The organism is Pseudomonas sp. SDO5215_S409 (assembly GCF_054071325.1).
Window position 1 is genome coordinate 13,413 of sequence record NZ_JBSVWN010000050.1, and the last position, 11,843, is coordinate 25,255.

The following is an 11,843-nucleotide window of genomic DNA, read 5'->3' on the forward strand; positions in this document are numbered from 1 at the left end:
GGCTCTTGCAGTAGGTTTAGTAATGACAGGCAAGCGGCGGCGGCGTCTTACACCGCACGTCGGGCGGCGCGCAGGGTGGCGGTATTTCGGGGCAATTGCAAAGAATAGATGTACGGCATGTTACAAGAAATGGCGTTTCTGTCGATGAATCTGTTTGTTTGGACTTCTCTGAACTCAGAAAATCAAAACGCTTTGCGCTCATGAGATGTAAGGCGGCAGATATTAACCCATAGCAGTCGGGTATTAAGCGATTGCGTTTAAAAACACGCCACAATCCCTACGTGACCACGACAGATTATATTGCTTCTTTTTATAGTGGTGCGCCGGCAAGCAGTAAGTATACGAATAAGAAAGTTGTGTTTTATGCGTGCCTTGATATTTATAACACTGAAGTTTTTTATCGGTTTATTAGCACTCAGGACAAATACATTCGGCCGTGACAGTGCGAACGGGGAATGCCTTGAGACAAGTGGGGGGCTATCTCTGGACCTCTTCTTGGGCTGTCCTCCGATACCTGCCGGGAGCAACGTCCATTACGCGCTTGAATGCACTACTGAAGGCGCTTTCGGAGGCGTATCCCACCGCAGCCGCAGCCTCTGAGATTGAAGCGCCCGCTCGCAGTTCACGTCGCGCCAGATACATTCGCCATTGAGTCAAATAAGCGAGAGGCGGGACCCCCATCATTTCGCGAAATCGAACGGCAAGTGATGTTCTCGACATCCCAGCTTTCTTTGCGAGTTCTTCCAAGCCCCAATTTCGGGATGGCTCGCCGTGAATGCTACTGAGCACAATGGCTAACCGTTGATCGCCAAAACCTTTTAACCATCCCTCGTCACCGTCCTGCGCGTCTGCTAAATAAGCTCGCAATGTCTGAATGAATAGCAATTGCGCCAGCCCCGATATGGCGATAGATCGGCCTGCTCGTCTGCCGTTCATTTCTATCACCAGTTGTTTAAGCAACCACGCTACTGACTCGGCGCCGTCCGTATTTCCCCGTACATGAATGAGCGGTGGCAAACCCTTTAAAAGTAACGCCTGCCGATCCGCGTCAATTTGTACTGTGCCGCCCAGCATCGTGAGTTCGCAACCCTCGCCAAGTTGATAGTGATCGTCAGCGTTGAGATTAATCGGCTGAGTCGTCGCTTCGCGAATTAAGCATGTAGCGCTGGCGAGAGTCAGCGTGCGTGTACCGTTTGTGACCAAGACATCGCCGACCTCCACCTGTGCGGGCTCGACCATGCCATCGATCCAATACCAGCAGCGTCCCTCTGTTACAGCGAAAACTTTGATCGCATCCAGATTGGAGAAGCGGCGTGCCCAGGCGCCACCCGCTACCAATTGCCCGGACAAGTCGCACCGTGCTTGGAGGAAGTCCAGTAGGTCTGATAGGGGGTCAGTCTGCATAATTGAACTCGTGAGCATAAAATTTGAACGGATAAGTCTTATTAGTACACTGCGGGCAGCTTACCATGCGATGAGCTGGTTCTTCTTGGAGACTCAGCATGCCCACGCCTCACTCCCTCAGCGGCCCAGGTATCGGCGCCGCGGATGGCCCGAACGAACGACACACCGTCACGCAGGAAGTCCTGCGGGGTGTGTTTGTGAATCTACGAGGGTTTATTGAACTGCTGGAAGTTGGTCACTGGTCGCAACTTGAAGTTGCACAGTAAACGAACGCCGCACTACGGGTGCTTTTTTGAGGCCAACAACTAGAGCAGTTGTACATCCCATTACCACGGGCTCACTGTGATTTAGGAAAAGGAGATAGAGCAATGAGTACAGCCCAAACACCCATCTGTTCAGGTTTTAGCCGTGCTTCCACGACCGCCGACATCATTAAAGGTGTCGATCTGGTCGGCAAAGTGGCGATCGTCACGGGAGGCTATTCAGGCCTCGGACTTGAAACGGCGCGCACGCTTGCTTCAGCGGGCGCGAGAATCATTGTGCCGGCGCGTGATGTCGAGCGCGCGCGCAGAGCCATCGCCGAAGTCGGCGGCGGCATGGAGGTTCAATCGATGGACCTCACCGATCCTCGCTCGATCGACCACTTCGCACGCGACTTTGTTGAAACCGCCTTGCCGCTTCATTTGCTCATTAACAACGCCGGCATCATGGCGTTGCCCGAATTCAAGCGTGATGGGCAAGGCAATGAGCTACAGTTTTCCACCAACCACCTCGGCCATTTTCGGCTGACCCTGCGACTCTGGCCAGCGCTTGTGCGAGCGGGTGGAGCGCGGGTTGTATCCGTCTCGTCCGCCGGGCACCGCTTCTCGCCCGTCGTTTTCGATGACATCAATTTCGAGCGCCGTGACTACGATGCGTTCAAGGCCTATGGCCAGTCGAAAACGGCCAACATCCTCTTCGCGGTTGGCCTTGACCGGCGAGGCAAGGATGAGGGGATTCGTGCATTCGCACTCCATCCGGGCGGGATTGCGGGAACGAATCTCGGCACGCACGTCGGGGTAGAGATGCTGAAAAAGACCGGGTTTGTCGATGAGAACGGTCGACCGATCGTCGATCTGGCCCGAGATATGAAGTCGGTGCCTCAGGGGGCGGCCACCCACGTCTGGTGCGCGGTCAGCCCGCAACTCAACGGCAAAGGCGGTGTATTTTGCGCCGATTCCGATATCACGCCCGTACTGCCAGAGGGCAGTTCCCCGAATCTGACAACCGAAGATCGCACGAATCGCGGCACTGGCGTCCAAGCCTTTGCAGTCGACTCCAACGCCGCCGAAGCGCTTTGGCGCAGAAGCGAAGAAATGACCGATATTACCGTCCAAAACCCGTGGTAATGCGATGGTGTACGGACGGCAAATGCCTCGTGAATCGTAGCGATTCCCGCCCATTCATGTTCCTTGAAGTACTGAACGCCCCGTCTGCCGTTTTGCCTGAACCCCACCGCACCTGCACCAGCCACCTGAGTGGCTGGCAGTGATGGGCATCGCTGCTTGCCTTGACGCCGATAACGTTTAGGCCGCGTTTGTTTCATGCGGCTCGAAACTGTCCGCCCGCGCCATTTGCCACATGCGTGAATAAAATTCGCCGCTGACCTCCCCTGTGAGCAATTCGCCGGGTTTCAAGAACACGTGCAGTTGCGAGAACAGTTTGATTTCGGTGGCGGACATGCGCCGTACCAGGTGCTTGGCCGACAGTTGCGAGGGGTGGTCCAGGCCTGCGGCGGCGAGCATTTCGGCCAGGGCCTTGAGGGTGTTGCGGTGGAAGTTGAAGACGCGCTGGGCTTTGTCCGGCACCACCAGGGCGCGTTGGCGCAATGGGTCTTGGGTGGCGACGCCGGTCGGGCATTTGTTGGTGTGGCAGCTTTGTGACTGGATGCAGCCAATGGCAAACATGAAGCCCCGGGCGGAGTTGGCCCAGTCGGCGCCGATGGCCAGGACGCTTGCGATGTCGAACGCGCTGACGATCTTGCCGCTGGCGCCCAGTTTGATCTTGTCCCGCAGGTTCAAGCCCACCAGGGTGTTGTGCACAAACAGCAGGCCTTCGCGCAGCGGCACGCCGATGTGGTCGGTGAACTCCACGGGGGCTGCGCCGGTGCCGCCTTCCTTGCCGTCCACCACGATGAAGTCCGGCAAAATCCCGGTTTCGAGCATGGCCTTGGCGATGCCCATGAATTCCCACGGGTGGCCCAGGCAAAACTTGAAACCCACTGGCTTGCCGCCGGACAGTTCACGTAGTTGGGCGATGAACTGCATCATCTCCAGCGGCGTGGAAAACGCCGTATGGCGCGACGGCGAGATGCAGTCCTCGCCCATCAGAATGCCGCGTGTGTCGGCAATTTCCTGAGTCACTTTGTGCTTGGGCAGGATGCCGCCGTGGCCAGGTTTCGCGCCCTGGCTCATCTTGATTTCGATCATGCGCACTTGCGGGTTTTGCGCTTGCACGGCGAAGCGTTCCGGGTCGAAACGGCCGTCGCTGGTGCGGCAGCCGAAGTAGCCGCTGCCCAGCTCCCAGGTGAGGTCGCCGCCGTGTTCGCGGTGGTAGGGGCTGATGCTGCCTTCGCCGGTGTCATGGGCAAAATTGCCCAGCTTGGCGCCTTGGTTGAGCGCGCGGATCGCGTTGGCACTCAGGGAGCCGAAGCTCATCGCCGAGATGTTGAACACCGAGGCCGAGTACGGCTGCGTGCACTGCGGGCCGCCGACGATCACGCGAAAGGCGCTGGGGTCGCTGAGCGGCGCCGGGCGCATGGAGTGGCCGATGAACTCAAAGCCCGACTGGTACACATCGATCAGGGTGCCGAAGGGCTTGTCGGCGCTTTCGTTCTTGGCGCGTGAGTACACCAGCGAGCGCTGGGCCCGGGAAAAGGGCAGGGCGTCGCTGTCGGATTCGAGCAGGTACTGGCGGATTTCCGGGCGGATGCCTTCTACCAGGTAACGGATATTGCCCAGGATCGGGTAGTTGCGGCGCACCGCGTGGGGGCTTTGCAGCAGGTCGAACAGGCCGATCAGGCTCAGGGCGCCCGTGACCAGCGTGATGGGCCACAGCCATTCGTGTTCGATGAAGGGGAGGCTGGCGAGGGTGAAGATGACGCACACGGCAAAAAAGGCGTAACGGCTTAACAACGACAGGCTCATACGGGTTTTCCTTAGGTTCCAGTCATCAGGGTTCAGGCATTTTGGGCCTGCAGAAAAATCGAGAACAGCTCGGACTGGGACTTGATCCCCAGCTTGCTGTACATGTGTTTCTTATGGACTTTCACGGTTTCAACAGAGATTTCCAGCTTACGAGCGATTTCCTTGCTCGAGCAACCGCTGAGCATCAAGCGGCCCACGTCCAGCTCGCGCGCGGTGAGGTGCGCACCCCAGTCATCGTTGGGCTCGGGCGGCTCGGCGGCGCTGAGGGGGTTGAGCTCATGGGGCAGGCGCTGGCGCAACAAGCTCAGTACCCAGGGCTGGATCAGCGACAACAGGGCGATCTGCTCGCGGTCAAAGCGTTGTTTGGAGCCCAGGGACAGGCACAAGGTTCGTCCGTCGGGCAGGTGGCTGTTGAACTGGATTTCGTCGGCCACCACGTTGAGGCAAAAGTAGCGCTGGTAGTACTCGGTGAGTTCAAAGTGCTCGGGGGCCACTTCGGCCAGGCGCAGCAGGCCGGTGCGCGCGTGTTCGCGGCTGGCAATGTAGAACGGGTCCAGCAGGTAGAGGCCGTTGAGGTAGTCCTGGAACAGGTGATCGGGCTCGCCGTCCTGGCCTGGGCATTCGGCGAACACCAGCGGCTTGTGCTCGCTGCTGAACAGCAGCACCACCCAGCTGTCGAACGGCACGTATTGGTCGAGCAGGCGCACCAGTTGGGTCCAGAAGTTGGCCTGGTCCAGTGCGTCTATCATTTGCCCCACCGAACGGTGCCAGGCGATGTCTTCCAGCGACATGGTCATGGGTCTACCCCTATCGTGTTACCCCCGCCGCGTAATTCCCTGGCAGGGGGTGGCTAAGCATACTGCGACACAGACGCCGCACCCCTATAAAAGAACGGGATTACCCATGAAGGTCGAATTCGCCCAACTGGCAGGCCGCGACAACGGCACCGCCTACAACCTGGAACGGGCCCTGGCGGCCATCGCTGCCTGCGCCGCTGACACGCAAATGATCGTGTTCCCGGAAACCCACCTGATGGGCTTCCCCTCTGCCGACACCGTGGCCGACATCGCCGAGCCGATCGACGGGCCGACCGTGCAGGCCATTCATCAGGCTGCGCGCGCGCGGGGCCTCGCCGTGGTCATTGGCCTGGCCGAAAACGACAACGGTCGATTCTACAACACCACGCTGCTGATCACCCCCGAAGGTGTGGCCCTGCGTTACCGCAAGACCCACCTGTGGGCCTCGGATCGCGGCGTGTTCGAGGCGGGCGACCGCTACAGCACCTGCCTGTGGAACGGTGTGCGGGTGGGCCTGCTGATCTGCTACGACATCGAATTCCCGGAAAGCGCCCGCGCCCTGGCGCAGTTGGGCGCCGAGTTGCTGATCGTGACCAACGGCAACATGGACCCCTACGGCCCCACGCACCGCACCGCGATCATGGCCCGTGCCCAGGAAAACCAGGCGTTCGCGCTGATGGTCAACCGGGTGGAAGAGGGCGACGGCGGCCTGTTGTTCGCCGGTGGCAGCGCCCTGGTGGACCCGTTGGGCAGCTTGCTGTTTGAAGCCGGGCGTGACGAGGGCCAGTTCCGTGTGGCGCTGGACCTTGAGCAGCTACAGGCGGCGCGCAAGGACTACCGCTACCTGGATGACCAGCGCTTGAAATTGCCGGGAGCGGTGATCGAGCGCGCTGACGGCACGCGGGAGCTGTTGATCCCTTGATCACGCGGTGTGCCCCCGCATGCGCGGGCACACCTTCAACGCGGACGCGGAGCGTCCAGGGCTGCATCCCCACGCGGAGCGCGGGAACGATCGACCATAAAAACTATATCGGCTGCACCGACTTCAGTTCTGCCATAAATCTAAAAATCGCGCGGAGATTCACCCATGGCTCGTTTGCAACGCACCCTGTCGCTAGGGTCGGTGGTGCTGTTTGGCATCGCCTACATGACACCGATCATTGTGCTCGGCACTTTCGGCATCCTCGCCCAATCCACCGCCGGCATGGTTCCGGCCGCGTACCTGGCCGCCCTGGTGGCGATGTTCTTTACCGCCCTGAGCTACGGTCGCATGGCCTCGGCATTCCCGGTGGCCGGTTCCGCCTACAGCTACGTGCGCAAGGCCATCAGCCCCAAGCTTGGGTTTATCGCCGGTTGGGCCGTGCTGCTCGACTACCTGTTTTTGCCCATGGCCATCTGGCTGATCGGGGCGGCGTACCTGCATTCGGCGTTCTCGTCGGTGCCGCAGTGGGTCTGGGTGCTGGCCTTTATCGGCATCACCAGCGTGATCAACATCATTGGCCTGAAGCTCGCCAACGGCATCAACGCCTTGTTGATGCTGGTACAGGCCCTGGTGCTGATCGCGTTTGTAGTGCTGTGCATCCACTACCTGGGCGGTGACGCCAGCAAGCCACTGTGGACGCTTGCGCCGTTCTTCAATGGCCAGATGCAAATGCCGCTGATCATGAGCGGGGCAGCCATCGCCTGCTATTCGTTCCTGGGCTTTGACGCGGTGAGCACCCTCACCGAAGAAACCCGCGACCCCCGCCGCACCATTCCACGGGCGATCATGTTGATTACCCTGATCGGCGGCCTGATTTTCGTGGGCGTGTCGTACTTCGTGCAGATCGCCCACCCGTCGTTCGAATTCGCCGATGTGGATTCGGCGGCCTACGAGATCGCCCGCAACATTGGCGGCGACCTGTTTGTGTCGATCTTCCTGATCGGCCTGATCGTCGGCCAGTTCGCCTCGGGGCTGTCGGCCCAGGCCAGCGGTTCGCGCCTGTTGTTTGCGATGGGCCGTGACGGCGTGTTGCCCAAGTCGTTCTTCGGCAGCTTGCACGCCAAGTTCGGCACCCCGGTCAACAGCATCCTGCTGTGCGCGGTGGTGGCGTTGCTGGCGCTGAAACTGGACGTGACCACCTCCACGTCGTTCATCAACTTCGGCGCGTTCCTGGCGTTTACGCTGGTGAACCTGTCGGTGATCTTCCACTACTGGATCGGCGCGAAAGAGCGTGGCCTGCGCGAAGTGGTGCTGTTCCTGGTCTTCCCGGTGATCGGTATGGCGGCGGACCTGTGGTTGATGATCAGCCTCGATCACCTGGCGATCTACCTGGGTGTGAGCTGGCTTGCGATTGGCCTGGTGTACCTGGGCTTCCTCACCCGTGGCTTCTCCCGCCAGCCACCGGAAATGGACTTCCAGGAAGCGGCCTGATAAGCCCTGGGTCTATTCTTATTGCAATCGGTTCTCGTTTGGGTGCATTATTTATGTTACTGTATAACACATCAAATGCACTCAGACGCCCCGGAGGCCTTATGAAACCTGGTATCCATCCCGACTACCGCACCGTGTTGTTCCACGACACCGCCGCCGACGTTTTCTTCCTGATCGGCTCCACCGCCGACACCGACCGCACCCACACGCACAGCGACGGCAACACCTACCCCTACGTCGCCCTGGACGTCTCCAGCGCTTCGCACCCGGTGTACACCGGCCAGCAGCGCAAGACCCAGGCCGAAGGCCGTATTGCGGGGTTCAACAAGCGTTTCGCGTCGTTTGGCTCGGGTAAAAAAGCTGGCGAGTAACGGACGAGTGATTGACCTCAGGGTCGCTTCAGTGAATGGGGCGGCCCTTTTTTACGCCCGTTCGTCGCGTCACCGGGGTTATGGGGAGAAAAACACTGCGCTCGCACTACAGTTGGTCTTAACGAATAACGTTAAGCGTTAAATTGTGATAAAAAGCTTCAACTGCGCCGACACCAAAACCTTTTTTGAGACAGGTCGAACCCGACGCTGGACGGCGATCGCCCCGGTGGCCGAGCGCAAACTCGCGATGCTGGATGCTGCCATCGAACTGGCCGACCTGCGCTCACCGCCAGGCAACAGGTTGCAAGCGCTGCACGGGAATCGAGAAGGTCAGTACAGCATTCGAGTCAATGATCAATATCGGGTCTGTTTTTTCTGGAGCCCCAATGGGCCGGAAAGCGTTGAAATTGTGGATTACCACTGAGGTCAATCATGTTTAAGAACGGCATGCGCCCTGTACACCCGGGAGAAATTCTCAAGGAAGAGTATCTGGAGCCGCTTGGCCTGACCGCCGCCGCCCTCGCTCGGGCACTGCGCGTCTCGGCACCGACGGTCAACGAAATCGTGTTGATGCGCCGTGGTATCAGTGCCGATGTTGCTTTGCGCCTGGCCATTGCATTGGATACGTCGGCACAGTTCTGGCTGAACTTGCAGACGGCTTACGATTTGCGCACGGCAGAAATTGCCAAGGGCGCCGAGATTCAGCGGGAAGTGGAACGAGTGGCCCATTGCGCCTGATCGGGTGCCCTGGTCACCGTGAGCCCGGTCTTTTGATCGGGCTTTTTTACGCCCGACTGTCGGCGATAATGTCCTAGTGCCATCATTTTTATAAAAACCCACTAGACTCTTGAGTAAGCGCAAGGAGGCGATGACCGCAGAACCCCACACCGATGTCCGAGGTGTCCCATGGGAGAGTCCGTCACATTTGCGAACGCCGACCGCCCGACGGTGTTGTTGATCGACGCCCACCAGGCCGTGCTCGACCAGCTCAGGCAGTTACTCAAGCTGGAACCTTTCGAGCTGGTCAGCGCCACGGGCGCCCGGCAGGCGCTGTCGATATTGGCCGCCCAGCCTGTGGACCTGGTGGTGAGCGCCGCTCGCTTGCCGGACATGGACGGCGCCACCTTGCTGGCGCAGATCCATCATGCCTACCCGCACACCGTGCGCATCCTGTTGACCGGCGAAACCGACCTGACGCTGATGATCAAGGCCATCAACGAGGGCCAGATTTACCGTTACCTGCGCAAGCCCTGGAACGACGACGAGCTGTTGCAAGCCCTGCGCCAAAGCCTGTCGCACCAGCACGCCGAGCGGGAGCGCCTGCGCCTGGAACAGCTGATTCGCCAACAGAACGACGAACTCAAGCAGCTCAACGCGTCCCTGGAAAAACGCGTGGCCGCGCGCACCGCCGAGTTGCAGCAGACCGCCGACATGCTCGACCTGGCCTATGAAGAGCTCAAGCACAGTTATGCCACCGGCACCGAGGTGTTTTCGCTGTTGGCCAACCTGCGCCTGCCCAGGCGCAAGCAGACCAACCGGCAGATCATTGAACTGGTGCGCACCTGGTGTCACAGCCACGGGGTGGACGAGGCCAGCAACCGCGACCTGACCATGGCGGCTGCGCTCTACAACATCGGCAAGGTGGGCTGGAGCGACACCATGATGATCGCGCCGTCGGACCTGCTGCATGGCAGCGACCGCGAGCGCTACCGCGCCTACCCTGCGCAGAGTGAATCGCTGCTGATGACTCTGGAGCCGATGAAGGACGCCGCCCGGCTGATCCGCCATCACCAGGAGCGGTGGGACGGCAGCGGGTTTCCCGACCACCTCAAGGGCGACGCGATTCCGGTGGGCGCGCGGTTGCTCAAACTGGCGGTGGACTTTATCGAGCTGCAGCGCGGGCTGATCCTGGAGCGGCAGATGAACAGCGATGAGGCGCTGCTCTACATCCGCAAATACGCTGGCAGGCTCTACGACCCGCAGATGGTGGAAGACTTCGTGCAGGCCTGCGCGGCGTTTCTCAGTGACGTGACCCTGGGCGACCCCAGCGTGAAGGTGCTGTGCACGCGCGAGCTGGCCGAGGGCATGGTGTTGGCGCGCAGCCTCAATGCCGACAACGGCATGTTGCTGCTCAATGCGGGCAAGGTGCTGAACCTGGCGCTGGTGGACAAGTTGATTGCGTTTGAAACCATGGAGGGTGCGCGGTACAGCGTGTTCATCAAAGAGCCCGATGACGCCCTGTTGTCCGGTTGAGCAGCGGCCATTGTGGTGCGGCCTGGCGCTGTGTGATCCTTGCGGCCTTTGCATTCAAGGCGTCTTTTTTCATGTCCAACACCCTGCGTATCGCGGCCGCTGTATTGATCGGCGCCGACGGCCAGACCCTGCTGGTGCGCAAGCGCGGCACCCTGGCGTTCATGCAACCGGGCGGCAAGATCGATGCCGGTGAGCAACCTGCCCAAGCGTTGGCCCGTGAGCTGAACGAAGAACTGGGCCTGCACATCGACCCGGCAGCGGCCGTTTACCTTGGCCATTTCGCGGCGCCTGCCGCCAACGAGCCGGGTTTTGTGGTGGAAGCCGAGGTGTTCCAGGTCAACATTGACGTGCCGGTGGCCCCTGCCGCCGAGATCGAAGAAGTGCGCTGGATCGACCCCGCCAGCGATGGCGGCCTGAACCTGGCCCCGTTGACACGGGACCTGATCCTGCCGTTTTACCGCGCCTTGGGCAAAGCCAACGCCTGAATCAACGCACCGCGCTCACGCCGTCCAGGGTCGAGAACGAGGTGTCCTTGGCGGTGAGCAGGAAGTCACGCATGTACGGCGCGTCCAGCATGTCGGCGCGAATACCGGCGTACAGCGTGGCAAACAGGCCTTTCTCGCCCAGCCGCTTGGCCCGCACATAGCCCCGCGAGCTGTATTCATGCAGCGCCCAGTGCGGCATGCCGCACACGCCTCGGCCGCTGGCCACCAGTTGCATCATCATCACGGTCAGTTCCGAGGTGCGCACGTGCGCAGGCTCGACGTCGGCCGGTTCCAAAAAGCGCGTGAAGATGTCCAGGCGGTCGCGCTCCACCGGGTAGGTGATCAGAGTTTCGCTGATCAGGTCCTCGGGCACGATGTACGGTTTGGTCGCCAGCGTATGTTGGTTGGCCACGGCCAGCATGGCCTCGTAGGTGAACAACGGCACGTAGGTGATGCCGGGCAGTTCCAGCGGGTCGGAGGTCACCACCAGGTCCAGGTCGCCGCGGGCCAGCGCAGGCAGCGGGGCGAAGGCGAAACCGGAGGCCAGGTCCAGTTCGACCTCCGGCCACACGTCGCGGAACTGGTCAATGGTCGGCATCAGCCACTGAAAACAGCTGTGGCATTCGATGGCCATGTGCAGGCGCCCCGCGGTGCCACCGGCCAGCCGCGCCAGGTCACGTTCGGCGCCACGCAGCAGGGGCAGCGTGGCATCGGCCAATTGCAGCAGGCGCAGGCCGGCGCTGGTGAAGCGCAACGGCTTGGTCTTGCGCACGAACAGCGGCATGCCCAGGCGCTCTTCCAGTTCCTTGAACTGGTGCGAGAGCGCGGATTGGGTCAGGTGCAGGCGTTCGGCGGCCTCCACCAGGCTGTCGGCTTCGCGCAGCGCGTGAAGGGTTTTCAGGTGACGGATTTCCAGCACCACGGACTCCATGAGC

The 11,843-nt window shown here is 60.6% G+C and carries 13 protein-coding genes; 9 read left to right on the forward strand and 4 right to left on the reverse strand.

The features are described 5' to 3' along the window. Nucleotides 1–477: 477 nt before the first annotated feature. The gene (locus tag ACW9H9_RS22060) at nt 478–1,404 is read right to left on the reverse strand and encodes an AraC family transcriptional regulator (protein WP_457345240.1); all 927 of its coding nucleotides are present in this window, start codon (nt 1,402–1,404) and stop codon (nt 478–480) included. A 98-nt stretch (nt 1,405–1,502) separates the two neighbouring features. Between ACW9H9_RS22060 and ACW9H9_RS22065 the strand changes: the two genes are divergently transcribed. Then, the gene (locus ACW9H9_RS22065) at nt 1,503–1,670 is read left to right on the forward strand and encodes a hypothetical protein (RefSeq protein ID WP_457345241.1); all 168 of its coding nucleotides are present in this window, start codon (nt 1,503–1,505) and stop codon (nt 1,668–1,670) included. 102 nt (nt 1,671–1,772) lie between these two features. Beyond that, nucleotides 1,773–2,792: an SDR family NAD(P)-dependent oxidoreductase gene (locus ACW9H9_RS22070; RefSeq protein WP_457345243.1), complete on the forward strand. Its 1,020-nt coding sequence runs from the start codon at nt 1,773–1,775 to the stop codon at nt 2,790–2,792. A gap of 177 nt (nt 2,793–2,969) precedes the next feature. Here ACW9H9_RS22070 and ACW9H9_RS22075 read toward each other — a convergent pair whose 3' ends face one another. Next, complete coding sequence (locus tag ACW9H9_RS22075; RefSeq protein WP_457345244.1) at nt 2,970–4,589, reverse strand: FMN-binding glutamate synthase family protein; 1,620 nt, start codon at nt 4,587–4,589, stop codon at nt 2,970–2,972. 32 nt (nt 4,590–4,621) lie between these two features. Then, nucleotides 4,622–5,386: a response regulator transcription factor gene (locus ACW9H9_RS22080; RefSeq protein WP_457345245.1), complete on the reverse strand. Its 765-nt coding sequence runs from the start codon at nt 5,384–5,386 to the stop codon at nt 4,622–4,624. A 106-nt stretch (nt 5,387–5,492) separates the two neighbouring features. Here ACW9H9_RS22080 and ACW9H9_RS22085 point away from each other — a divergent pair, with 106 nt between their 5' ends. From ACW9H9_RS22085 to ACW9H9_RS22115, 7 genes are all read left to right on the forward strand, one after another. After that, nucleotides 5,493–6,308: a carbon-nitrogen hydrolase family protein gene (locus ACW9H9_RS22085; protein ID WP_457345246.1), complete on the forward strand. Its 816-nt coding sequence runs from the start codon at nt 5,493–5,495 to the stop codon at nt 6,306–6,308. Between the two features lie 165 nt (nt 6,309–6,473). Beyond that, on the forward strand, nt 6,474–7,799 hold the full coding sequence (locus tag ACW9H9_RS22090; protein WP_457345247.1) for an APC family permease: 1,326 nt from the start codon (nt 6,474–6,476) through the stop codon (nt 7,797–7,799). A gap of 101 nt (nt 7,800–7,900) precedes the next feature. Further along, on the forward strand, nt 7,901–8,170 hold the full coding sequence (locus tag ACW9H9_RS22095; RefSeq protein ID WP_457345248.1) for a type B 50S ribosomal protein L31: 270 nt from the start codon (nt 7,901–7,903) through the stop codon (nt 8,168–8,170). A gap of 145 nt (nt 8,171–8,315) precedes the next feature. Further along, nucleotides 8,316–8,594 (forward strand): type II toxin-antitoxin system RelE/ParE family toxin, encoded by a 279-nt coding sequence (locus ACW9H9_RS22100; protein WP_457345249.1) that lies wholly within the window; start codon nt 8,316–8,318, stop codon nt 8,592–8,594. Nucleotides 8,595–8,602: 8 nt separating this feature from the next. Beyond that, nucleotides 8,603–8,908 carry a HigA family addiction module antitoxin gene (locus ACW9H9_RS22105; protein WP_457345250.1) on the forward strand — a complete coding sequence of 102 codons (306 nt, stop codon included), beginning with the start codon at nt 8,603–8,605 and terminating at the stop codon, nt 8,906–8,908. A gap of 168 nt (nt 8,909–9,076) precedes the next feature. Continuing rightward, the gene (locus tag ACW9H9_RS22110; RefSeq protein WP_457345251.1) at nt 9,077–10,423 is read left to right on the forward strand and encodes an HD domain-containing phosphohydrolase; all 1,347 of its coding nucleotides are present in this window, start codon (nt 9,077–9,079) and stop codon (nt 10,421–10,423) included. A gap of 71 nt (nt 10,424–10,494) precedes the next feature. Beyond that, complete coding sequence (locus ACW9H9_RS22115; protein ID WP_457345253.1) at nt 10,495–10,908, forward strand: NUDIX hydrolase; 414 nt, start codon at nt 10,495–10,497, stop codon at nt 10,906–10,908. Between the two features lies 1 nt (nt 10,909). Here the strand turns inward: ACW9H9_RS22115 and metR are convergent, their stop codons facing one another. Further along, nucleotides 10,910–11,827 (reverse strand): transcriptional regulator MetR, encoded by a 918-nt coding sequence (gene metR / locus ACW9H9_RS22120; RefSeq protein ID WP_457345275.1) that lies wholly within the window; start codon nt 11,825–11,827, stop codon nt 10,910–10,912. Nucleotides 11,828–11,843 lie beyond the last annotated feature (16 nt).